The sequence below is a fragment of the Achromobacter sp. genome (assembly GCF_032113835.1).
Classification (GTDB): domain Bacteria; phylum Pseudomonadota; class Gammaproteobacteria; order Burkholderiales; family Burkholderiaceae_B; genus Achromobacter.
In genome coordinates, this window is record NZ_DAMCTG010000004.1 from 141961 (window position 1) to 164209 (window position 22249).

A 22249-nucleotide genomic window follows, 5' to 3' on the forward strand; every position below is an offset into this window, starting at 1 on the left:
CATCAAGTCCTGCCGCAAGGGATGCAGCCTGCCCGGCAGTCGGAAGCAGCGCGGTCGTGCCGATGCTGCCGGCAGCACGACAAGGGCGGCGCATTGCGCCGCCCCTGCCGTTTCGCGTGATGCGAAATTAAAGCAGCGCCGAGGCGCCGTCAACGGCATTGCGCGGCCGGGCGGACGTGCACGTCTGGCATCGATAGCAACGGTATGCATGTGCCAGTGCGATCAGTCTCGTTCAATGGGATGAGGCGCCGCCCAACCGGACGGTCATGTGCCGCCAAGGCATCCGCCATCCAGTCCATTACTATTTCAGCCATGAGCCAGCGCAAGAACCCTTCGAAGCCGGGCCCCGATGCCTGCATCCGCGTGCGAGGCGCGCGGGAACACAACCTGAAGAACGTGGACGTCAGCATCCCGCGCGACGCGCTGGTGGTGTTCGCCGGCGTGTCCGGGTCGGGCAAATCGTCCCTGGCGTTCGGCACGCTCTACGCCGAAGCGCAGCGCCGCTACCTGGAATCGCTGTCGCCGTACGCGCGCCGCCTGATCGACCAAGTGGGCGTGCCCGACGTCGACGCCATCGACGGCTTGCCGCCCGCCGTGGCGTTGCAGCAGCAGCGTGGCACGCCGAACGTGCGCTCCACGGTCGGCAGCGTCACCACGCTATCGAGCATGCTGCGCATGCTGTATTCGCGCGCCGGCGCCTATCCGGCGCGTCAGCCCATGCTGTACGCCGAGGACTTCTCGCCCAACACGCCGCAGGGCGCCTGCCCGCATTGCCACGGTCTGGGCTACGTGTACGACGTGACCGAGGCGTCCATGGTGCCGGACCCGTCGCTGTCCATCCGCGAACGCGCGATCGCCTCGTGGCCGCCCGCCTGGCATGGCCAGAATCTGCGCGACATCCTCGTGACATTGGGCTACGACGTCGACAAGCCGTGGCGCGACCTGCCCAAGAAGGACCGCGACTGGATCCTCTACACGGACGAACAGCCCACCGTGCCGGTCTACGCCGGTTTCACGCCAGCAGAGACGCGCGCGGCGCTGCGCCGCAAGACCGAACCCAGCTACATGGGCACCTACACCGGCGCGCGCCGGTACGTCATGCACACGTTCGCGACCACGCAGAGCGCCATGATGAAAAAGCGCGTGGCGCGCTTCATGACCGGCGCGCCCTGCCCGGAATGCGGCGGCCGGCGCCTGAAGCGCGAGGCGCTGTCCGTGACGTTCGCGGGTCTGGACATCGGCAGCCTGTCGCAACTGCCGCTTGCCCGCATCGCAGAGGTTCTGACGCCCGCCGCCGAAGGCCGGTTCGACGAACACGCGGTTCAGGCCGGGGCGACGCGCAGCAAGGCCGCGGGCGTTCGCGCCAACGCCAGGCGCGTGGCGGCAGGCGGGCTGTCGCACGCAGGCAGCAGCGACGTGCGCCGCACGCCGGACTCATCGCCCGAAAAACGCATCGCCGCGCAGCGCATCGCGCACGATCTGGTCGAACGCATCGGCACGTTGCAGGCGCTGGGCCTGGGCTATCTGGCGATGGACCGGTCCACGCCCACGCTGTCGCCCGGCGAGTTGCAGCGCTTGCGGCTGGCCACGCAGATCCGCTCCAACCTGTTCGGTGTGGTCTACGTGCTGGACGAACCCTCGGCCGGCCTGCACCCCGCGGACGGGCAGGCGCTGCACCGCGCGCTGGACCAGTTGAAGGCGGGCGGCAACACGCTCTTTGTCGTGGAGCACGATCTGGACACGCTGCGCCGCGCGGACTGGCTGGTCGACGTGGGACCGGGTGCGGGCCAGCACGGCGGTCAGGTGCTGTACAGCGGTCCGCCCGAGGGGCTGCGCAAGGTAAAGGATTCCGTCACCGCCAAGTACCTTTTCGACACGCGACCGGCCAGCCGCCGCACGCCACGCGAACCCGCCGGGTGGCTGGAGCTGCGCGGCATCCACCGCAACAACCTGCATGGCGTCGACGCGCGCTTTCCGTTGGGGGCATTCACGGCGGTGACGGGCGTTTCCGGATCGGGCAAATCCAGCCTGGTCAGCCAGGCGCTGGTGGAACTGGTGGGCGAGCATCTAGGCCAGGAACTGCCGGCCGAGGAAACCGACAGCGACCTGCCGCATCCCGGCAACCTGCCGCGCACCACGGGCCGGCTGCACGCGGGCGCGCAGGCCATCAAGCGGCTGGTCAACGTGGACCAGAAACCCATCGGCCGCACGCCGCGATCCAACCTGGCCACCTACACCGGCCTGTTCGATCACGTGCGCAAGCTGTTTGCCGACACCAAGGCTGCGCGCTCCCGCCGCTACAGCGCCGGCCGCTTCTCCTTCAACGTCGCGCAGGGCCGTTGCGAGACTTGCGAGGGCGAAGGCTTTGTCCACGTCGAACTGCTGTTCATGCCCAGTGTGTACGCGCCATGCCCCACGTGCCACGGCAGCCGCTACAACGCCAAGACGCTCGAAGTCGAATGGAATGGCCGCAACATTGCCCAGGTGCTGGACATGACGGTGGACGAAGCGCGCGAGTTCTTCAAGGACGAGACCGTGGTGGCGCGCCCGTTGACGTTGCTGGCCGAGATCGGCCTGGGCTATCTGCGCCTGGGCCAGCCCGCGACCGAACTGTCCGGCGGCGAGGCCCAGCGCATCAAGCTGGCCACCGAACTGCAGCGCAGCCAGCGCGGCAACACGCTGTACGTGCTGGACGAACCCACCACGGGCCTGCACGCGGCGGATGTGGACAAGCTGATGACGCAGCTGCACGGCCTGGTCGATGCCGGCAATACCGTGGTCGTGGTCGAACACGACCTGCGCGTGGTCGCTGGCAGCGACTGGATGCTGGACGTCGGTCCGGGCGCTGGCGAAGAAGGCGGCGCCATCGTCGCGGCCGGCACGCCGGAAGCCGTCAGCCGGGGAAATGCGGGCGTCACCGCCCCGTTCCTGCGGCGTTTTTTTGACTGAGGAAGCAGGCGTTCAAGGTTGCCGGGAAACGCGTTTCCTGAACCCCGGCAGCGCTACTGCTGCATCTCCTGCGCAAGCGTGGCCTGCATGCGTTCCATGCTCTCTTGACCGACTTCGATCAAGCCCCCGCTTGGTTGGTCGATATCCAGAATGAAGGTCAGCACCAAGGCGATCATGGCGGCGAACATGCCGGTGGAGATCGGCCGGCGCCGCCCATACAGGCCGGTGCCGTAAGCGATGTAGCCCATCGATCCGCCAGCCACGATGAAGAGCAGGTAATACACCGGCTCGGGCACGTGGTTCTCGAGCGCGACGCGGCGCTTTTCGTTGACCTGCGCCATCTCGTTGATGGCCTGGATGAACATGATGGTCGAGATTGACGGCGGATTCTCCGCCCGCTCCGCGACCGCCGTCCGGATCTGGCGCTCGATGCGGCGCGCGGTGGCGTTGGCGGCGTTAAAGCGAGGCGAGTCCCGGTCCGCCAGGTGATAGTCCAGCGACGCCGAGGTGTATTCGTGCAGCATCTTCGCCACGGTGGGCCGGTACTGCGCCGGAATGAGCTGCGACCGCCAATACGCATTGCCGATGGCGTTGGCCTCTTCCAGCACCAGGTTCTTGCGCGTTTCGAACCGAGTGACCGACATGGCGAACGTAAAGCCCAACAGCAGGGCCAGCAGGCCGAGCAGGGCGGTCTGCAGCGCGTTGATGTGCGTCTTGGCAGCCTCGTCGGCCGGCTTGCGCAGCCGGCGCCCGAGGCGGTAGCCGACCTCGATGAGGCCCAGGAAAATGATGAGCACGACGAAAAAGAGGATGATCTCGTCGAGTTCCCTGAGCATGGCGTTTCCTGGCGCGGATGGGCGGTCCAGAGTATGCCGATTGCCCAGCGGCGACAAGAGTCAGCCGCAGGGTGTGCGGCGCGCCTGCCACGTGTTGCCTGCGTATCAGGTTTGAAGAAATGATAATGATTTGCAATAATTGCCGTTTGCCTACGATCCCGCGTCCGACATGTCCTTGCCTCATTCCCAGCTTGCCGGCTGGCTCGCGTTGTATGGCGAGTTCATGCAGACGTTCGCGCATCGCTTCGGCAATCGCAGCGACGCCGAGGACGCGGCACACGACGCCATCGAGCAATTGCTCTCGCGCAGCGACGTCACGACTGTCGAACATGCGCGGCGCTTCCTGTTCCGCGCGGCGGCGCATCGCCGCATCGACGCGTGGCGGCGGGACACGCGCAATCCCCACATCGCCTGGCAGGATCTGCCCGAGCAGGACCAGCCATGCGTGCCCAGCCCCGAGGCGACCGTCCGGGCGCGGCAACTGATGGCGGCGGTCGAGGCTGCGCTGGTGCAGCTGCCGCTCAATTGCCGCCGCGCCTATTTGCTGAACCGGATCGAAGGCTGGACGCACCGAGAGATCGCGGTGACGCTGGCGCTGTCGGTCAACAGCATCGAACGCTACGTGATGCAGGCGTGCCAGCACGTGCGGGCCGCCTTGAATCCCCATGATTGGCGATAGCCCCGTCGCCGCCGAGGCGATCCGCTGGTCCGCGCGCCTGCACGCCGGCGACATGAGCGCGGCCGAACACGCCGAGCTGCTGGCGTGGCGTCGCGCGCGGCCGGAACATGAAGTCGAATTCCAGGCGCAGCAGATGGTGGGCAGGGCCGTGCTGGCGATGCCCGATGACGCGATTCGCCGGCTGTACGGGGGAGAACTGCCGGAGCGTCCGTATCTGGGGCGTCGCAGGGCGATGAGCGCCGGCGCCGTGCTGCTGTGCGCGGGCGCGGCGGGCGCCGCCGCGTTGACGGTCGGCCGCGGGCCGGGCCGGCCGGAATACGCCGCCCAATGGTCCACGCGCAAGGGCGAACGGCGCAGCGTGTCCCTGGCCGAAGGCAGCGTGCTGGAACTCAATACCGATACCCAGGCTGCCGTGGCCTTCTTTGAAGACCGGCGCGTCGTGACGCTGATGCGAGGCGAGGCGTTGTTCGACGTCAGGCCGGATGCGGCGCGGCCCTTCTACGTGGAAGCGGGCCCGGCCACGGTCCGGGTCACGGGCACGCGCTTCAACGTCCGCCGGGGCGCGCAGGACGTGCACGTCGCAGTGCAGCAGGGCGTGGTGGAAGTGCGCAGCGGACCTTGGTGGCACCGCAGCCGCAACCTGCTGAACGCGGGGCAGGGCACGCTGGTCGATGGCGACGGCCGCCAGCCCGGCCCGCAGGCGATCAATCTGTCGGCCGAATTGGCCTGGGTCAACGGCCGGCTGGTGTTTCGCAACGCCACGCTGGCGGCGGTGGTGGATGAACTCAATCGCTATCTGCAGCAACCCGTGCGGCTGGCCAATGACCGCGTGGGGCGGCTGCGCCTGACCGCCTCGTTCAGGCTGGACGACCCTGAAGGCATCGTGGACGGCCTGCCAGGCGTGCTGCCCGTCGTGCTGCATCGCCTGCCGCAAGGCGTGACCCTGCTTGATCTCAAACCGGAATCGGCCTGATATCGCGTTGTTTCAAACAGAAACAATTGCGCGGCAGAAAACATTCAGGACTTTTGCGCGCTGATTCGTAGTACATGGCAGGCCGCCGATTTGCACCCGGACGGCCCGTCACGATCCTTGGCCAAGGGATCGGGCGCGATGCGCCCGCTGCAATCATCGAACGAGTCCTGTCTTGAATCCACATTCCCGTATCACCCTTCACGCGCCGCGCAGGCGTCCCTTGCCGGCCAGATTGACCGTGGGCAGCCTGGCGCTGTCGGTCGCGCTGGCCCTGGCCGGCGGACTGGGCGCTTCCCCGGTTCACGCCCAGCCCGCCGCGGTCCAGGTCGACATCGCGCCGCAACCCTTGTCCGAGGCCCTGCTCCAGTTGGCCGAGCAGACGCGGCTGCAGATCCTGTTCGCGCCGGACCTGGTGGCCGGCAAGGCCGCGCCGGCGCTGCGCGGCAGCTTTACCGCCGATCAGGCGCTGGCCGCGCTGCTCAAGGGCAGCGGTTTGCAGTATCGGCGTGAGGGCGATCGCTACCTGCTGTCGGCAGGCGGCGCCGACGTGCTGGACGCGGTTACCGTCATCGGCATGGCGGAACGGCGCAGCATGACGGAGAACACCGGCTCCTACACGACGCGCATCACCAGCATCGCGTCCAAGACCGAGCAGAGCTTTCGTGAGATCCCGCAATCCGTCTCGGTCGTGACCCGGCAGCAGATGGAAGACCAGAACATCACCGACGTGCGCCAGGCCCTGCTCGCCGTGCCCGGCATCACGTACAACGGCGTGGACTTCTTTTCGCGCGGCTTCGCCATCACCAGCATGCAGTTGGACGGGGGCGCGCCGCTGGCGCTGGGTTCCTATAACTACGATCCGCAGCAGCAGATGGCGTTCTACGACCGCGTGGAAGTCATGCGCGGCGCCTCGGGCCTGCTGGGCGGTGTCGGCGATCCCGGCGGCATCATCAACCTGGTGCGCAAGAAGCCGCTGGCGCAGGATCAGCTCAAGGTGACGCTGGGCGCGGGAAGCTGGGACGATTACCGCAGCGAGATCGACGCCAGCGGCCGGCTTACCGACAACGGCAAGTTGCGCGCCCGCGGCGTGTTCAGCTATCAGAGGAGCGGTTCCTACATCGATCACCGCAGCACCGAGCGTCCCGCGTTGTACGGCGTGCTGGAAGCCGACCTCGGCCCCGATACGTTGCTGACGGTGGGCGGCAACTACAGCCAGATCAACAACGACGGCGCGCCGCCGACGCTGCCGCGCTTCAGCAACGGCGCCGATCTGGGCCTGTCGCGCAGCGCGAACCTCTCCCAGCCTTGGGCGTTCGACGACACCGATCGCTGGGAAGTGTTCGGCCAGTTGGAGCATCGGTTCCGCAATGGCTGGATCGCCAAGCTCAACGCGACGCATACCGACCAGAAGACCGATCGCATCTGGAATTACACGTCCGGTTCCGTCGATCCCATCACGTACAAGGGACTGACGTGGGGCGCCGGCCGCGCCAACTCCGAGAACAAGCAGGACATGGTGGACGCCAATCTCAGCGGCGCCTTCGATCTGCTGGGCCAGACGCACGAATTCGTGGTGGGCGCGGACTGGCAGCGCGTGCGCAGCGACTGGGTCAACTCCAACCTCGCGATCAATTACAAGGATCCGGTCGATCCGTTCAATCCCGGCGCATGGAATCCGAGCAGGACGGACGCGGACTACAACTACAGCGCGCACTACGGCCCGTGGGGCCAGGAACAGGTTGGCGGGTACGCTTTGCTTCGCCTGCATCCCACCGATCGCCTGAGCGTCGTGGCCGGCGCCCGCGTCAGCCGCTACGAGTTCTCGCAGCTCATCCGCACCAAGCGCGGCGCGGCCGACTGGCAGCTGTTCCAGGACGCCCAGTTCAAGGAATCCACTGAGATCACCCCCTACGGCGGCCTGATCTACGACCTGAACAACCAGTGGTCGGTGTACGGCAGCTATTCGGCCATCTACAAGCCGCAGCCGCTGGTCATGCAAGGTCCGCCGCCGGGCAGTTCGCTGCCGCCCATCAAGGGCAAGAGCTTCGAGGCCGGCATCAAGGGCGAACTGTTCGACGGCGCCGCCAACGCCACGCTCAGCCTGTTCAACGTGGAGCGCACGGGCACCGCCGTCCTCGATCCCCGATACGACAGCAGCAGCAGCGCCTATGACGGGGCGTGCTGCTACACAGCACAGGGCAAGGTGGTGAGCCGGGGTGTCGACGTCGAGTTCAGCGGCGAGCTCGCCACGGGCTGGCAGATGACGGCGGGCTACACCTTCAACACCACCAAGGACAAGAGCACCGACAGCGTCTACAGCAGCGTGACGCCCAAGCACCTGTTCAAGCTGGCGACGGCGTATCGCCTGCCGGGCGACTGGACCAAGTGGACCGTGGGCGGCAGCATGCTCATCCAAAGCGCAAGCTACGTGTCCGGCACGGCGCGCGACGCGAGCGGCGCCTTCGCGCCGTTCGACTTCAACCAGGGCGGCTATGCCATCCTGAACGCCATGGTGCGCTACCAGCTCACGCCGCAGTGGAACATGACGCTGAACGTCAACAACCTGACCGACCGCGTCTACTACCAGCAGGTGGGCACATTGAACGGCAACAACGTCTACGGCACGCCGCGCAATGCGATGCTGACGTTGCGGGGCACGTTCTAGGCGTTAATGCGCAGGCAGGATCGGCCGCCCTGTGCGCCGGTCCTGTCAGCGAAACGCCAACATCTTGGAGTAAGGTGTCGCTTCTTAACCCCAAGACCCGCACGGAGCAGAACTTGAAATACCGCAAACTCGGCCGTACCGACCTGGATGTCAGCCTGATCGGGCTGGGCACCATGACCTGGGGCGAGCAGAACACCGAAGCCGACGCGCATCAGCAGCTGGACTACGCGCTTGAGCGCGGCGTCAACCTGGTCGACGTGGCCGAGATGTATCCCGTGCCGCCCAAGCCCGAAACCCAAGGGCTGACCGAAACCTACATCGGCACGTGGCTCGCCAAGACCGGCCGCCGCCAGGACATCGTGCTGGCCAGCAAGGTGGCCGGCCCCGTGCGCGATCCCAAGCGCCCCGGCCACATCCGCGACGGCAAGACCTTCCTGGACCGCAAGAACCTGACCGCAGCGCTGGACGCCAGCTTGAAGCGCCTGCAGACGGACTATCTGGACCTGTATCAGCTGCATTGGCCCGACCGCACCACCGCGACGTTCGGCCAGCTCAACTACCCGTGGGTCGAAGACGAGCACACCGTGCCGATCGAAGAGACCCTGTCGGTGCTGCAGGACTTCGTGCGCGCCGGCAAGGTGCGCCACGTCGGCGTGTCCAACGAAACCCCGTGGGGCGTCAGCCAGTTCCTGCGCCACGCGCAGGATGCCGACCTCCCGCGCATCGCGTCGATCCAAAACGCGTACAGCCTGCTGAACCGCGTGTACGAGATCGGCCTGTCGGAATTCACGCACCATGAAGGCGTGGGCTTGCTTGCGTATTCGCCGCTGGCGATGGGCATGCTGTGCGGCAAGTACCTGGACGGCGCCAAGCCGGCCGGCGCCCGCCTGACGGTGTACACGCGCTTCACCCGCTACAGCAACCCCCAGGCCGAAGCCGCCACGCGCGAATATGTGGAACTGGCGCGCAAGCATGGCATCTCGCCGACGCATCTTGCGCTGGCGTGGGTGAATCAACGCCCGTTCGTCACCAGCAATCTGATCGGCGCGACGTCGCTCGCGCAGTTGAAGGAGAACATCGATAGCGTTGACGGGACGTTGTCGGCTGAGGTGCTGGACGCGATCAACCAGATCCACGTGCGTCATCCGAATCCGGCGCCTTGAGGCGCGCGGGGCAGGACGGGAAAGACGTTCGCGCCCTATTGGCAAGCGGTTGATCTCCTCGGAGGTCGGCATCCGAAAAGCTCACTTGCGAAAGCGGTGGGCTTTTTTTTTCCGCGGTCTTTCCTGGAGGCTGGGCGCGGGCACGCATGTTTCAAGGTTGATGGCTTCAAGTCGTGCGCTGCATCACCGGGTGAAAGTGCGTCAGACGATTTTCGCGTTTATCTGATTCAAGTCGGTTTCTGCGACGCTCAGACTTTCGCGCATCAGTAATTGCCTGGAGCAATGATGAGAGCGCGCCCGATCATTCGTGTTGGTGACAAGACAACCCATGGCGGAACGGTGTTGGAGGGGTTTTCGTCCTACGACATCGACGGCCGAGCGGCGGCAGGTCTTGGCCATAAGGTTGACTGCCCAAAATGCAAAGGGGTATTCCCCATTATCGAGGGCGTGCCCAGTTTCGCCATCGGTGACAGCCTGGTCGCACTCGAGGGAATGAAGACCGCCTGCGGCGCTGCGCTGATCGCGAGCCAAGGGTTCGTGCGAGTGGATCCTGGGCCGGGTGGAGCAATTCGCAGCCTCAGCGATGGAAGTGGTTTGCCGGCGCGCTTTTCCGCACGCGGGACCGAGGTGGTGCAGCCATACGCAAATAGGTTGCGGCGAGCGAGTTGCAGTCACCTCGACACGGCGGTTCCGCTGGCTGAATACATGGTCCGGGAAATGAAGACCAATCCCTTTTCCATCGAGGGAAGGGCTATCCTCGCGGCGAACAGCGCGGATCCCCAAGCCCTCCGTGCGGAGTGGCAGCAGTTGCCGTGGTATCTGCGTCTTGGAGCGCCGCCCGACTTTTGGGGGGCGGCCGCAGGGAAAAAGGCGGCGGCGTACGGCTTATGGGCGGAGAGAGTCGCGCCCGGCAGACCGTGGGACCACAAGCGCCTCCTTCGGACGAAGTTTCCTGGGCAGCCACACCCGCATTGGCACAAGTACGGCGATTTTGATTATTTCTACGATATATGGTCGAACATTCACTACGGCTACGTTGGCGTTGCCCTAGGATTCGGAGCAGACGAATTGATCAATGGCGCAGGACTGGCCCAGGCGATGGATGATTTTGTTAACGGTAGACCGCTAAAGAATCATCCTCAGAATGGAACTTGGCCTGCCAGTTCTGACGATGTACCCGACCAGATATCAATCAGGCTGGGCACAGACCTTTATCTCGCGGTCAAACCGCACTCGCTAACCCTCGGGATTCTTCTTGAACGCATCGTCGCAGTGCCCGAACCTTGGGGTAAAGGCGGTGACATAGCTAAAGAACCGCACGACTGCAATAGGATGCGATGAATGAAAGCCACATCCTCTTTGAGGCGGGGCTGCAAGACATTAGGTCGTGCGCTGTGCGCTGCGGTTCTGTTCTTATATTTCTGTCGGCCGGTCGTAGTGATCCATTATTCAGCCGCCGCAGAGGAGCCAATCGGATATATCTACGACACCGATTGGTACCTTTCACGGGACGGTCTCCATCCGGGCGAATCGACCAGATATTTCGCAGATTGGCGCCAGAAGCCGGATCACTGGACCGGGATCAGCGTCGTTGGGGAGAAGTGGGACTATGTAGAAATAAACGGACCGTTCAGCCGTGTGGATGTGTACGTGGGGCCAGATGCGAAAGTGCAACGAACCGAAATTCGATACGGTTTTTTTGCACGATTCACCAAGCCGAAGGGTCATTGATCGACACCGCCGAGGTCCTGGGGATGATGTTCACAACTCCCACAATTTTCCGGGGTCAAAATCCGCCTGCTCCCCCTTCTTCGCATACCCCAGCGGATTCGCGATCACCCGGCAGCCATCCTTCACGTAATCCTGCGCGCAATGCAGATGCCCGTGCATCCACACGTCGGCCAGCGGCAGCAATCCATCCAGCGCGTTGCAAAACCCCGCCGTGCCGGGCGTGACGCCATAACGCGGATCGGCGCTGGCCAACGTAGGCGCAAAGTGTGTGACGGCCACCGTCGTGCCGTCGAAGGGCTCGCGCAGGGCGGCGTCCAGCCATTGTTGACAGGCCAGACCCTGCTCGCGCATCTGTTCGGCCATGAAGGGCGCGCCATGGCGGCGCATCTCGGCTTTTTCCAGATAGAAGTCCGCCGCCCGGAACGCCTTGGCCCGCTTTTTCAGCGCTTCACCCAATGTGTCGTCCGGCGCGGCCAGCGCGTCGAAGTCCGTCCACAGGGTCGTGCCTATGAAGCGCACCCCGCCGATGACTGCCGTCTCCCGTTCCAGCCACTGGATGTCCAGCGCGTGGCACAGATCTTGCAGGCGCGCATGGGTCTCGTCGAAATCCACGTTGTCGTATTCGTGGTTGCCCGGCACGTACAGGACGGGCGTCGGCCAGCCGTGGCGCGGCGAATAGTCGCCCAGGCCGAAGTCGTCCCGTTCCAGTCGTGAACCCTGGCGGTACGAACCGATATCGCCCGCCAGCACGAGCAGGTCGGCCCCCGGCAAGGGTTGTGCCACAAAGGTGGGATCGGTTTCAAGATGCAAGTCGGAAAGCAGTTGGATCTTCATGGGGGCTATCTTAGGCGACGGACAGCGGCGCTGCGCCGCGCCGGCATCCATGCGACACTTTCCCCCATGCGTTGACCACCCCAAACCCACCCACCCGAAAAGGAGGAATTCCCATGCGTATCGTGTTTGCCGCCGCCGCGCTCCTGCTTGCAGCGGGGGCGCAGGCCCAAGTGCTCAAGTGTGACCAGGCGTCCACCCAGACCGACATGAACCTGTGCGCGGATCAGGCGTATCGCCAGTCCGACGCCGAGTTGAACGCGGCGTACAAGGAAGCGACGGCGCGCCTGAAGGACAGCAAGGATGCCTTGACGCAATTGCAGTCGGCGCAGAAGGCGTGGCTGTTCTTCCGCGATGCCGAATGCGCGTTTTCGTCAACAGGTGTGACGGGCGGCAGCGCGTATCCGATGGTGCTGAGCATGTGTCTGGACAAGCTCACGAAGGCCCGGACCAAGGAACTGCGCGCGTATCTGGTGTGCGAAGAAGGCGACACGAGCTGCCCGGTGCCCCGCAAACCATGAAGGCTGCCGCACAGACTGACGGACATCTGGCTGGCCCGGACGTCAACACCCCCGGCGCCAGCAACCCGGACATCGCCGAGGCGGCCGCCGGCATCCCCGACTCCGGGCTGATCGTCGACGACCATGGCAAGCCGCGTTGCTTCTGGCAGCCCTCCATGCCGGACTATCACGATCATGAATGGGGCCGGCCGGTCGTGGACGACCGGCGCCTGTTCGAAAAAATCTGTCTGGAAGGTTTTCAGGCCGGCATGGCGTGGATCACTATCCTGCGCAAGCGCGAGGCGTTTCGCGAGGCCTTTGACGATTTCGACATGGAACGGGTGGCGGGGTATACCGAGCGCGATGTCGAGCGTCTGATGACCAATGCGGACATCGTGCGCAACCGCGCCAAGATCGTGTCGGCCATCAACAATGCGCAGCGGGCGCGCGAACTGGCCGACGAGACCGGCTCGCTGGCCGGCTGGCTCTGGGCGCATGAGCCGCCGCCGCAGGATCGTCCGGCGGTGGTGGATCGGCATTATTGGGACAACAATCCCACGTCCAAGGCGTCGAAAGAACTCTCGCGGGCGCTGAAGCGGCGCGGCTGGACGTTCGTGGGCCCGACGACCATGCATGCCTTCATGCAGGCCGTGGGCATGGTGAACGAGCACATGAGCGGCTGCGTCTGCCATGGGCAGATCGAGGCGGCGCGCAAGTACTTCCGGCGGCCGGGCTGAATCAATGTGCGGCAACGCAGGCCCGGGCGGCATCGCCGGCCTGCGAGTCCGCAAAGGCGGGCCGCCTCAGTACCGTGTCAAACCACGCTGATGCGCAACTCGGCCAGCAACGCCGCCGCCTGCGTCTTGGAGATCGTCGCGCCGGCCAGCCGGGCGGCCGCCGTCAGATCCAATCCGCCAAGGTCCGCTTCGCGTAGGTCCGCGCCTTCGAAGTGGACGTTTTTCAGCGTCGCATTGCGCAGGCTGCCGCCGTGAAATACCGTCTCGCGGAAGTCGCTTCCCGACAGGTCCGCGTCCGAGAAATCCAGCTGCAGCAGATTGCACCTGCGAAACGACACGCCGCGCAGCAGCGCGCCGACCAGCAGGCATTCCTCGAGCGACCAGCCCAGGCACGCGATGCCATCGAAATCCGATCCGGTCAGCTTGCACGACCGGAACCGCGCGCTGGCCAGCCGCGCGCGGCGCCAATTGGCGTTGTTCAGATCGCAGTTCTGGAAGGAGGCCTCGCTGGCGTCCGCCGACGCAAAGCTGGCCGATCCGCCGCGGCAGCGCAGCCACTGTGTGTCGGTCAGATCCGCACCCTGGAACGAGGCGCCCGCGATCGCGCAGCCGCTGAACTGGAAGCCGCGCAGTTCAAGGCGCGAAAAGTCCGCGTGCTGGAAGTCGCAGTCCACGAACGACAGCGCCTTGCCCGCGGCCGTCTCGATGAGAGCCTGCATGGCCTTGCGGTCAATGTCCTGGCCTTCGATCGGCGGCGTAACGGTTTGCGTCATGCGGGTCAGGCCGAGGCGTCGGACTGCAGACGGCCCAGGATGAAGCCGTCCACGGCGCTGGTGCGGCCGCGCCACAGGGTCGGCTGTCCGGCGATGGGCGTGCCGTCGGCGGTGAAGAACAGGGCGTCGGACAGGTGAATGTAGTTGGGCAGCGGGTCGACGGGCTGGGGCAGGCGGAACACGTCGCCCAGCGCGGCCAGCGAGGCGTGCACGGTCTGGCGCGTCTCGGGGTCGAGCGATTCCAGCTTGCCCGCAAAGCCGGCTGCGAAGGTGTCGAAGTACTCGGCGCCCGAGACGATCGAGCCGGACACCAGCATGCCGCCCATCTGCAAGGTCACGCCAATGCTTTCGAGCTGGCTGCCGTTGTTGACGAGGTTGACCAGGAACTGCAGGAAGGCGTCCGCGGCGGGCGCGGCGGCAGCGGGCTGGCTGGAGGGGGTGTCGATGCTCATGAGCAGGATCTCTGGAAGGTTTGCGAGAGGCACAAGATACTCGAAGGGCGCTAAAAATGGTCGGACCGCAATCCGGAGAGAAACGGGCCGAACGGGCGGCTGACCCGGTCTTCCGGCGCCGCGGGCGGGGAGTATGTTGGCACCCTGACCGCCAATCCCTCTGGAGCATCCATGAGCAGCGTGAATTTCCTGGGTATCAATGCCGCCGGCCAGCCCGCGTCGGCCGCCAAAAACAGCAACGCCAACGTCGGCGAGAGCTTCCGCGCGGCGTTTGCCGATGCCACCGAGCGCAACCGTTCGGCCATGGGCCAAGGCGTGTCCGGCGCCTCGCAGGCCGCGCCGTCGCAGGCCGAAAAGGAATTCCTGGACTACGCCGGCATGTCGCTCGAGGACAAGATGTTCTACGCGGCGTTGGCGAGCCTGGGCATTTCCAAGGAAGAATACGACGCCATGTCGGCCGCCGAGCGCCTGGAAGTCGCCAAGAAGGTCGCCCTGGCGATGCAGCAATTGGCCAAGGCCGAGAACACGCAGGAAGTGCTCTGAGGCGCTGACCGCATGATGTAAAAAGGCCCGCTTGCGCGGGCCTTTTTCACATTACCAGCCCCAGCAGGTCCCGGCCGCGGGCTTGCCGCAGGTGCGGTAGTTGACCGCGAACCACAGCTTGCCTGCGCCGCGCGGCGTGCCGTCGGACGTCTTGACGTCGTTGCGCGGCAGTTCTTCCAGCGTGTCGCGCGCCGTCTTGGTGGCCGAGCCGCTGGCGGCGTTGGCTTCCAGGACGATGCGGCCCAGGCTGGCGGCGTTGCGGTCTTCGAACACGATATCCGTGTCGGCCAACGCGCTCATCTTCACCGAGGCGTCGCGCACGGCGGCGGCGTAGCTGTCGTTGACGCCGGTGGGCAGGATGTCCTTGTTCAGCGTGCTGACCGCCAGGATTTCCGCGGGCGTGGCGGGCGCCTGCATCTTGTACTGGTCCAAGCCCTGAAGCTGCCCGGCCGCGGCCTGACGGCGCAGCCAGTCGCCCCACAGGAATTCCGCGAATTCAGGCAGGTCCCCGTTGCTGTAGGCAATATCTCGCGTGAAATACACCAGCGAGCGGTAGCGGTCTTCCTGCATGCCGCCGGGCTCCTGCGCATTGGACAGTCCGACGCGCGTGGGCAACTGGTCGACGGTGATCGGCTGGTTCTGGTCGTCACGCAGCCACGCGCGGCGCTCGTCCACCAGGCGTTGCCAGAAGGCGGCCGCGGTCGGGAGGTCGCTGTAGTTGGCGTCGACCTTCACCCACACGGGCAGCTTCGGGCCGCCGTCGAAGATCTCGCGCAGGGACGAGAACGTGTGGTGGCCGTCGGTCAGATAGAGATTGCCGTCCCAGCCCACGATCACCGTCTTCAGGTTGGCGGTGTTCGTGCCCGGTGCGTCCTTGCAAGTGAACGTATTGGGCTGGTCCAGGCGCGTGGCGCGCGCCTCGGCGATGCTCTGGAACTTCTGCGCGCGCTCGGCGCCGCCGACATCCTCGCAGTAGTCGTCGAACTTCTTGCCCACGGTGCGGTTCAAGTAGTCCAGTTGCAGCACGGGATCGGCCGCCCAGGTGGCGCGGTCGAAATCGCCCTGCCAGCGGCCGAGCTTGTAGTAGATCTGGTCGTAGCCGATCGCGGCCTGGGTGGGATGCAGTTCCTCGATGCGGACCTGGATGACGTCGCCCGCCTTCTTCTGCAGATAGACCGTGTTGCGCGGCGGCGTTTCGGGTTCCGGCTGCGGCTCCGGCTGGGGCGCCGGGGTTTCGGCGACGGGCGGCTGGACCTCGTCATCGTCGTCGCTGCCGCCGTTGCAGGCAGCCAGGGCCAGCGGCAACAACGCCAGGGCCAGGGCGCGCATCAGGCGCGAGGGACGGACAAGGGGAGAAAGCTCGGAATCGGAACGGGAGGGCATGGCAGTTCTTGGGGGCTGCGATCAGTAAGGGAGGCCGATCATGCCGGACGCGTGTTTCCTGCGCATTGCAGGTCGCCGAGAATCTGACCGAGCATAGGCGGCGGCTGCGGAAGGCGGCAAGGAGATAATGGCGGCACGCCCGCCCGGCGGACCGCCGGGGCGACACGTTCAATGAAAGCAAGGAGACAGCCGGCAATGGCTTACATCAAATTCTGGCGCGTCTGCGTTGCGCTGACGCTAAGCGCGATCGGCTTCGCGGCCGCCGCGAATGAGGGGGGCGCGAAAGACCGGGGTGCGAACGGCGGGGCCGCGAGAGACCGGGGCGCCCAACTGCTGGAGGCGTCAGGCAAGGGCGACGCGGCGCGCGTACGCGAACTGCTGGGCGAAGGCGCACCCATTGAAACGCGGGACGGGCAGGGCAACACGCCGCTGCTGCGCGCCACGCAAGGCAACCACGCGCAGGCCGCGGCGGCGCTGATCGAAGCCGGTGCAAACGTGAACGCCCAGAACAACATGCAGGACAGCGCATACCTGCTGGCGGGCGCGCAGGGCTATCGAGAGATATTGGAGCAGACGCTGAAGCACGGCGCCGACCTGAAAAGCACCAACCGCTATGGCGGGACGGCGCTGATTCCGGCGTGCGAGCGCGGCCATGTCGAGGTCGTGCAGCGTCTGCTGCAGGCGGGCGTGGATCCCGATCACGTCAACCGGCTGGGTTGGACGGGGCTGCTGGAGGCCATCATCCTGAGCGATGGCAGACCGCGCCATCAGGCCATCGTGGCGTTGCTGATCGAAGGGGGAGCGGACGTGAATCTGCCCGACAAGGACGGGCGCACGCCATTGCAGCACGCGCGACAGCGTGGCCAGACGGAAATCGTGAAGATGCTGGAGCGCGCCCGGGCGCGGTAGCAGCCCGGGCGGCAGGATGGGCCGGCGCCGCAGGGCGGCCGGCCCGGCACACGCTTAGAACTGGTGGCGGATGCCCACGCCGGCGGCGGTGCTCTTCAGACCGTCGATGAACGCGTAGTCCGTGCCGTACGAACCGTAGGCGTACAGGTTGGTGCGCTTGGACAGGTCGTAGGTGTAGCCCACGCTGTAGACGTTCATGTTGGCGTCGCCGCCCGTCAGCTTGTCGTTGGACGGAGCCACGTGCTGCCACGAGGTGAACAGGCTGCCGGAGGCGCCCACGGGCAGGGTTGCGCCCAGCATGTAGGAGTTGGCCTTGAAGCCGTCGACGAAGCGGTTGGTGCCGAACTCATCGCTGAACGGCGTGCCGGCCGGCAGGTCCTGACCGACGAACCAGCCGTCGGTGGTGCGGCCGTAAGCGGCGGCCAGCTTGACCACTTCCAGGTCGTACGACGCACCGACGGCGTACTGGCGCGGCGTGGCGCCGTTGTCGATGGTGCTGTTGTTGGCGCCGTTCAACTGGTCGTAGGTCAGCGTCAGGTTCAGCGGACCTTGCACATAGCGCAGGCCGGTGGTGATGCCGCGGGTGTTGTCAGCGGTGCGGAAGCCCGTCTGGTCAGCCGTGGTGTCGTCCGCGTTGAACGAGTAACCCACGGCGAATTCAAAGCCGTTCACCGACGGGGTGCGGTACATGACCATGTTGTCCCAGCGCATGGTGTTGGCCGCGCTGAAACCCAGGCCCAGGTTGGATTGGGTGTAGCTGGTGTAGAAGGGGTCGATGTCGGCCAGGTAGTTCGAGCCGACCGTGGCCTGACGGCCGAATTCCAGCGAGCCCCAGGCGTCGTTGGCCAGACCGATGGTGGCTTGGCGGCCGAACAGGCGGCCGGATTGGCCGCGCTGGCCGTTGGCCGAGTCAAACCCGCTTTCGAGCTTGAAGACGGCGCGCAGGCCGTCGCCCAGATCTTCGGATCCGCGCAGGCCCCAGCGGGAGCCGGCCTGGATGCCGTTGATCATGCCGACTTTGGAACCACTGTAACCATCGCCCTTGATCTTGTTGTAGCCAAGGCCGGTGTCGATGACACCGTAGAGAGTGACTGACGGTTCTGCCTGGGCAACGCCTGCGAAAGAAGCCAGCATTGCCGCGGCGAGCAGCGTCTTTTTCATCCGGAAAACTCCTGTGTTGCAGTTGAAGAAAAGCAAAAGGAACACGACGCCAGACAAGCAACCTGACGGTGTTCCTCGGCGCATAGTGTAGAACAATGCGTTAATTGTCGTTATCCGCCGTCAAATCTTGCGAAATTTCGAACAGTTTTTAGTGACGCATTCGGGCGCCCGGGGAGGGCGGAGCCTGCCCGGATTGACCTTGCCGCGTCATAGTGGCATCTTGCCCAAAACCTGAACCCTGGAACCCGCTCCTTGGACTTTCCCCAGCCGCTCGTCACTGTTGACGCCGTCCTTCTCACCCTGCGCGAATCCGGCCTGGAAGTCGCGTTGCACCAGCGCGACCGCGAGCCGTTTCAGGGGGCCATGGCGCTGCCCGGCGGCGTGGTGCACGTCAACGAGGACGCCTGCACCGAAGACAGCATCCGGCGGGTGTTGCGCGACAAGACCGGCTTCGAGCCGCGCTACCTCGAGCAATTGCAGGTGTTTTCCGGTCAGGACCGCGATCCCCGGCAGTGGTCGCTGTCGGTGGCCTATGTGGCGCTGGTGCCCGCCGCCGAACTGGCCGCCGCCACGCGGGCAGCGTTCCGTTTCGTCAGTGTGGATGCCTTGCCGCCGCTGGCGTTCGACCACGCCGCCATCGTCGCGGCGGCCGTGGACCGGCTGCGCAGCAAGTCCACGTATTCCACGCTGCCGTTCTTCCTGCTGCCCGAGCGCTTCACGCTGACGCAGTTGCAGCACACCTACGAGGCGATCCTGCAGACCCGGCTCGAGAAGTCCAACTTCCGCCGCAAGATGGAAGCCTGGGGCGCGCTGGAGGCGACCGACGAGGTGGTCGGGGGCGCGCAGCGGCCAGCGCGGCTTTACCGGTTGAAGGATTTCACCTTTTTCGACCGTAGCGTCGGTTGATCCGACAGGGCGCGCCTTCCTCTCATGCAAAGATAGTTGCACAACGACAATAAGTCGGCATATACTGGCTTCACTTAGTTTTGAAATGCCACTAAGGGGCGATCATGTTCACCATCACTGCGGTCATTGAAGGGCAACGCACGACCGACAAGCCGGCCGCGTTCCGGTTTCCGGGCGGCGAAATGCAGGTCACCATTCCCGCTGGCTTGCGTGAACAAGCTGACGCCGCCCGCGAATTCCGCATCCACGCCTTGTTGAAATCGGCCGACGACGTCATGCAATTGCTGTTGCTGACCGACGCGTTGCGCCGCCTGAACCCGGCCGCGCCCGTGCACCTGGACATGCCCTACGTGCCGTACGCGCGCCAGGACCGCGTCTGCAATCCGGGCGAGGCGCTGGGCGCCGCCGTGTTCTGCAAGCTCATCAACGACCAGCAGTACGCGACCGTCACCATCGTGGAACCGCACAGCGACGTCACGCCGGCGCTGTTGCAGCGCGTGCGGGTGGTCGACGCCACCGCCTTCCTGAAGAAAGCGCTGGCCGCGCCGGCCTTTGCCCAGGGCGTCACCCTGATGGCGCCGGACGCGGGCGCCCGCAAGCGGGTGCAGGCGCTGGCCAAGGCGCTGGGCGTGGCGGACGTGCGTTATGCAGAAAAAGTCCGCGATCCGCAGACCGGCCGCATCACTGAAACGCGCGTGCCCGACGATATCCCGGCCCAGCCGGTGCTGGTGGTCGACGACATCTGCGACGGCGGACGCACGTTCCTGGAACTGGCCGCCGCTCTGGCCGACAAGACCCGCCAGCCGCTTTACCTGTATGTCACGCACGGCATCTTCAGCAAGGGCCTGACCGAGCTGAAGGCGCGTTACGCCGAGATTTTCACCGCCTATGACTGGACCCGCACCGAAGACGCCGCGGCGCCCGCCGCCGCTGCGGTGCTGGTCAACTGAGACTGCTGGATAACCAAGAAGGAACCCGTCATGAATGCCCCCGACACCCTGGCCCCCACGCTCAAGAACGGCCTGAATCCCTTCCTGCAGGCGGACTTCTACAAGACCGGCCACCCGTTCCAGTACCCCAAGGGCACGAACAAGATCCTGGCCAATTTCACGCCGCGCTCGGCGCGCCTGGCGCCGGTGCTGCCCGAATTGTTTGACGAGAAGATCGTCTGGTTCGGCCTGCAAGGTTTCATCAAGGAAATCCTGATCGGCCTGTTCAACCGCGAGTTCTTCGGCAAGCCCGCCAGCACCGCCGTGCGTCAGTACCAGCGCCGCGTGGACAACGCGCTGGGCAAGGGCGCCGTCACGGTCGATCACCTGCAGGCGCTGCACGACCTGGGCTATCTGCCGCTGGAGATCCGCTCGGTGCCCGAAGGCGCACGCGTCGACATCCGCGTGCCGCCGGTCACCTTCATCAACACCCGCCCGGAGTTCGCCTGGCTGGTGACCTACATCGAAACGCTGTTCAGCTGCGAGTCCTGGAAGCCGTCCACCGTCGCCACCATCGCCTTCGAATACCGCAAGCTGCTGACGTACTTCGCGCAACTGACCGGCAGCCCGATGGCGTTCGTGGACTGGCAGGGCCACGACTTCTCGATGCGCGGCATGTCCGGCCTGTACGACGCGCGCAAGTGCGGTGCGGGTCACCTGCTGTCCTTCACCGGCACCGACACCATCCCGGCCATTGACTATCTGGAAGACATTTACAACGCGGATTCGGACCGGGAACTGATCGGCGGCTCGGTGCCGGCGACGGAACACTCCGTAATGTGCCTGGGCAGCAAGGAAGGCGAGATCGAGACGATCCGCCGCCTGGTCAAGCAGGTGTATCCGGCGGGCATCGTGTCCGTGGTGTCTGACACCTGGGACTTCTGGCAGGTGGTGACGGACTTTGCCGCGGCGCTCAAGTCCGAGATCATGACCCGTCAGCCGGACGCGCTGGGCAATGCCAAGGTCGTGTTCCGCCCGGACTCCGGCGACCCCGTGAAGATCCTGACCGGCTACTTCTGCACCGACGTGCCGGACGTGCAGGACCGCGCCGCCCTGCAAGCGGCGCAGGCCGCCGGCTTCGAGGCCGTGCGCGATGCGGCCACGGGCACGTACTGGCTGCTGGGCGAAGACGCCAGCGCGCAGCAGACGCTGCGCGAGCCCGAGGTGAAGGGCGCGGTGCAATGCCTGTGGGACACGTTCGGCGGGGTGGAGACCGATCGCGGCTACAAGCTGCTGGACCCGCACGTGGGCCTGATCTACGGCGATTCCATCACGCTGACCCGGGCGCGCGACATCCTGGTGCGCCTGGAACGCAAGGGCTTTGCGTCGGGCAACGTGGTGCTGGGCATCGGGTCCTACACCTACCAGTACCTGACCCGCGACACCTTCGGCTGGGCGCTCAAGGCCACGTACGCCGAGGTCAATGGCGAACCGCAGGAACTGGTGAAGGACCCGGTCACCGATTCCGGCGTGAAGAAGTCCGCCAAGGGCTTGCTGCGTGTGGATGAAACGCCGGACGGCTACGTGTTGCACGACCAGCAGACGCCTGAGCAGGCGGCGGGCGGGGCGCTGGCGCCGGTGTTCCGCGACGGCGAGCTGCTGGTGGAACAAAGCCTGGCGGAAATCCGCGCGCGGCTGCAGGGATCGTGGACTTGCCCCGAGCCGGGCAGCATCCGCTGGCAGGCCTGCTGATCCCGGCGGGGTTTGCTCGTACTTACCGGCAGATCCAACAGCAACGGCGCCCGTTTGGGCGCCGTTGCTGTTTGTTGGCGAGACCGGTCTTCGTGGGGCAAGGTGTCTGACACCCATGCGGCGCGTAATCAACTTGACGGGCGTTGCTGACGGGTGTCAGACACCTAGCAGTTAAGGCAGACGGCGAGCGAAACCCAAGGTGTCTGACACCCACTGCTCCGCTCCTCCAGGCTGACGACAATCTTCGCCGGGTGTCTGACACCGTCCCACTTGACGGAAGACCACCTTACCCAAGGTGTCTGACACCCACTGCTCCGCTCCCCCAGGCTGACGACAATCTTCGCCGGGTGTCTGACACCGTCCCACTTGACGGAAGA

The 22249-nt window shown here is 65.5% G+C and carries 20 protein-coding genes; 14 read left to right on the top strand and 6 right to left on the bottom strand.

Annotation, left to right across the window (positions count from 1 at the left end):
- Positions 1-312: 312 nt before the first annotated feature.
- Positions 313-2949 (top strand): excinuclease ABC subunit UvrA, encoded by a 2637-nt coding sequence (uvrA, locus tag RT697_RS03175; protein WP_313696958.1) that lies wholly within the window; start codon positions 313-315, stop codon positions 2947-2949.
- Positions 2950-3002: 53 nt separating this feature from the next.
- Here the strand turns inward: uvrA and RT697_RS03180 are convergent, their stop codons facing one another.
- A complete protein-coding gene (locus tag RT697_RS03180; RefSeq protein WP_313696959.1) occupies positions 3003-3785 on the bottom strand; it encodes a hypothetical protein in 783 nt (260 codons plus the stop codon).
- A gap of 169 nt (positions 3786-3954) precedes the next feature.
- Between RT697_RS03180 and RT697_RS03185 the strand changes: the two genes are divergently transcribed.
- The 6 genes from RT697_RS03185 to RT697_RS03210 all read left to right on the top strand — a co-directional run bounded on the left by RT697_RS03185 (position 3955) and on the right by RT697_RS03210 (position 10996).
- Positions 3955-4464, top strand: coding sequence for a sigma-70 family RNA polymerase sigma factor (locus tag RT697_RS03185; RefSeq protein WP_313696960.1), 510 nt, complete (start codon positions 3955-3957; stop codon positions 4462-4464).
- Positions 4451-5437 carry a FecR domain-containing protein gene (locus RT697_RS03190; protein ID WP_313696961.1) on the top strand — a complete coding sequence of 329 codons (987 nt, stop codon included), beginning with the start codon at positions 4451-4453 and terminating at the stop codon, positions 5435-5437. The genes RT697_RS03185 and RT697_RS03190 overlap by 14 nt, the downstream gene beginning before the upstream one ends.
- 220 nt (positions 5438-5657) lie before the next feature.
- On the top strand, positions 5658-8102 hold the full coding sequence (locus RT697_RS03195; protein ID WP_313696962.1) for a TonB-dependent siderophore receptor: 2445 nt from the start codon (positions 5658-5660) through the stop codon (positions 8100-8102).
- A 113-nt stretch (positions 8103-8215) separates the two neighbouring features.
- Complete coding sequence (locus RT697_RS03200) at positions 8216-9265, top strand: NADP(H)-dependent aldo-keto reductase (RefSeq protein WP_313696963.1); 1050 nt, start codon at positions 8216-8218, stop codon at positions 9263-9265.
- Positions 9266-9547: 282 nt separating this feature from the next.
- Complete coding sequence (locus RT697_RS03205) at positions 9548-10606, top strand: PAAR domain-containing protein (protein WP_313696964.1); 1059 nt, start codon at positions 9548-9550, stop codon at positions 10604-10606.
- Complete coding sequence (locus RT697_RS03210) at positions 10607-10996, top strand: hypothetical protein (RefSeq protein WP_313696965.1); 390 nt, start codon at positions 10607-10609, stop codon at positions 10994-10996. It abuts the gene before it with no gap.
- A 30-nt stretch (positions 10997-11026) separates the two neighbouring features.
- On the opposite strand, the gene RT697_RS03215 is transcribed toward RT697_RS03210, so the two are convergent.
- On the bottom strand, positions 11027-11830 hold the full coding sequence (locus tag RT697_RS03215) for a metallophosphoesterase (RefSeq protein ID WP_313696966.1): 804 nt from the start codon (positions 11828-11830) through the stop codon (positions 11027-11029).
- Positions 11831-11943: 113 nt separating this feature from the next.
- On the opposite strand from RT697_RS03215, the gene RT697_RS03220 reads away from it, so the two are divergent.
- Positions 11944-12348 carry a lysozyme inhibitor LprI family protein gene (locus RT697_RS03220; RefSeq protein WP_313696967.1) on the top strand — a complete coding sequence of 135 codons (405 nt, stop codon included), beginning with the start codon at positions 11944-11946 and terminating at the stop codon, positions 12346-12348.
- 155 nt (positions 12349-12503) lie between these two features.
- Complete coding sequence (locus RT697_RS03225; protein WP_313696984.1) at positions 12504-13064, top strand: DNA-3-methyladenine glycosylase I; 561 nt, start codon at positions 12504-12506, stop codon at positions 13062-13064.
- 77 nt (positions 13065-13141) lie between these two features.
- On the opposite strand, the gene RT697_RS03230 is transcribed toward RT697_RS03225, so the two are convergent.
- Together RT697_RS03230 and RT697_RS03235 are read right to left on the bottom strand one after the other, a co-directional pair.
- Positions 13142-13837 (bottom strand): pentapeptide repeat-containing protein, encoded by a 696-nt coding sequence (locus RT697_RS03230; protein ID WP_313696968.1) that lies wholly within the window; start codon positions 13835-13837, stop codon positions 13142-13144.
- A 5-nt stretch (positions 13838-13842) separates the two neighbouring features.
- Positions 13843-14289 (bottom strand): gas vesicle protein, encoded by a 447-nt coding sequence (locus RT697_RS03235; RefSeq protein WP_313696969.1) that lies wholly within the window; start codon positions 14287-14289, stop codon positions 13843-13845.
- A gap of 171 nt (positions 14290-14460) precedes the next feature.
- Here RT697_RS03235 and RT697_RS03240 point away from each other — a divergent pair, with 171 nt between their 5' ends.
- On the top strand, positions 14461-14832 hold the full coding sequence (locus RT697_RS03240; RefSeq protein ID WP_313696970.1) for a hypothetical protein: 372 nt from the start codon (positions 14461-14463) through the stop codon (positions 14830-14832).
- A gap of 51 nt (positions 14833-14883) precedes the next feature.
- On the opposite strand, the gene RT697_RS03245 is transcribed toward RT697_RS03240, so the two are convergent.
- Entirely contained in the window at positions 14884-16215 is a 1332-nt protein-coding gene (locus tag RT697_RS03245; protein WP_313696971.1) for a ParB/Srx family N-terminal domain-containing protein, read from the bottom strand.
- A 195-nt stretch (positions 16216-16410) separates the two neighbouring features.
- On the opposite strand from RT697_RS03245, the gene RT697_RS03250 reads away from it, so the two are divergent.
- Positions 16411-17124 (top strand): ankyrin repeat domain-containing protein, encoded by a 714-nt coding sequence (locus tag RT697_RS03250; RefSeq protein WP_313696972.1) that lies wholly within the window; start codon positions 16411-16413, stop codon positions 17122-17124.
- A gap of 54 nt (positions 17125-17178) precedes the next feature.
- Here RT697_RS03250 and RT697_RS03255 read toward each other — a convergent pair whose 3' ends face one another.
- Entirely contained in the window at positions 17179-18285 is a 1107-nt protein-coding gene (locus tag RT697_RS03255; RefSeq protein ID WP_313696973.1) for a porin, read from the bottom strand.
- A 252-nt stretch (positions 18286-18537) separates the two neighbouring features.
- On the opposite strand from RT697_RS03255, the gene RT697_RS03260 reads away from it, so the two are divergent.
- The 3 genes from RT697_RS03260 to RT697_RS03270 all read left to right on the top strand — a co-directional run bounded on the left by RT697_RS03260 (position 18538) and on the right by RT697_RS03270 (position 21872).
- Positions 18538-19191, top strand: coding sequence for an NrtR DNA-binding winged helix domain-containing protein (locus RT697_RS03260; protein WP_313696974.1), 654 nt, complete (start codon positions 18538-18540; stop codon positions 19189-19191).
- A 104-nt stretch (positions 19192-19295) separates the two neighbouring features.
- Positions 19296-20141: a ribose-phosphate diphosphokinase gene (gene prs / locus RT697_RS03265; protein ID WP_313696975.1), complete on the top strand. Its 846-nt coding sequence runs from the start codon at positions 19296-19298 to the stop codon at positions 20139-20141.
- Positions 20142-20171: 30 nt separating this feature from the next.
- On the top strand, positions 20172-21872 hold the full coding sequence (locus RT697_RS03270; protein WP_313696976.1) for a nicotinate phosphoribosyltransferase: 1701 nt from the start codon (positions 20172-20174) through the stop codon (positions 21870-21872).
- The last annotated feature ends 377 nt before the right edge of the window (positions 21873-22249 follow it).

Coding starts and splice junctions, on each gene's coding strand:
- uvrA (WP_313696958.1), top strand. CDS start 313: ATGAGCCAGCGCAAGAACCCTTCGAAGCCGGGCCCCGATGCCTGCATC.
- RT697_RS03180 (WP_313696959.1), bottom strand. CDS start 3,785: ATGCTCAGGGAACTCGACGAGATCATCCTCTTTTTCGTCGTGCTCATC.
- RT697_RS03185 (WP_313696960.1), top strand. CDS start 3,955: ATGTCCTTGCCTCATTCCCAGCTTGCCGGCTGGCTCGCGTTGTATGGC.
- RT697_RS03190 (WP_313696961.1), top strand. CDS start 4,451: ATGATTGGCGATAGCCCCGTCGCCGCCGAGGCGATCCGCTGGTCCGCG.
- RT697_RS03205 (WP_313696964.1), top strand. CDS start 9,548: ATGATGAGAGCGCGCCCGATCATTCGTGTTGGTGACAAGACAACCCAT.
- RT697_RS03210 (WP_313696965.1), top strand. CDS start 10,607: ATGAAAGCCACATCCTCTTTGAGGCGGGGCTGCAAGACATTAGGTCGT.
- RT697_RS03215 (WP_313696966.1), bottom strand. CDS start 11,830: ATGAAGATCCAACTGCTTTCCGACTTGCATCTTGAAACCGATCCCACC.
- RT697_RS03220 (WP_313696967.1), top strand. CDS start 11,944: ATGCGTATCGTGTTTGCCGCCGCCGCGCTCCTGCTTGCAGCGGGGGCG.
- RT697_RS03225 (WP_313696984.1), top strand. CDS start 12,504: ATGCCGGACTATCACGATCATGAATGGGGCCGGCCGGTCGTGGACGAC.
- RT697_RS03230 (WP_313696968.1), bottom strand. CDS start 13,837: ATGACGCAAACCGTTACGCCGCCGATCGAAGGCCAGGACATTGACCGC.
- RT697_RS03235 (WP_313696969.1), bottom strand. CDS start 14,289: ATGAGCATCGACACCCCCTCCAGCCAGCCCGCTGCCGCCGCGCCCGCC.
- RT697_RS03240 (WP_313696970.1), top strand. CDS start 14,461: ATGAGCAGCGTGAATTTCCTGGGTATCAATGCCGCCGGCCAGCCCGCG.
- RT697_RS03245 (WP_313696971.1), bottom strand. CDS start 16,215: ATGCCCTCCCGTTCCGATTCCGAGCTTTCTCCCCTTGTCCGTCCCTCG.
- RT697_RS03250 (WP_313696972.1), top strand. CDS start 16,411: ATGGCTTACATCAAATTCTGGCGCGTCTGCGTTGCGCTGACGCTAAGC.
- RT697_RS03255 (WP_313696973.1), bottom strand. CDS start 18,285: ATGAAAAAGACGCTGCTCGCCGCGGCAATGCTGGCTTCTTTCGCAGGC.
- prs (WP_313696975.1), top strand. CDS start 19,296: ATGTTCACCATCACTGCGGTCATTGAAGGGCAACGCACGACCGACAAG.
- RT697_RS03270 (WP_313696976.1), top strand. CDS start 20,172: ATGAATGCCCCCGACACCCTGGCCCCCACGCTCAAGAACGGCCTGAAT.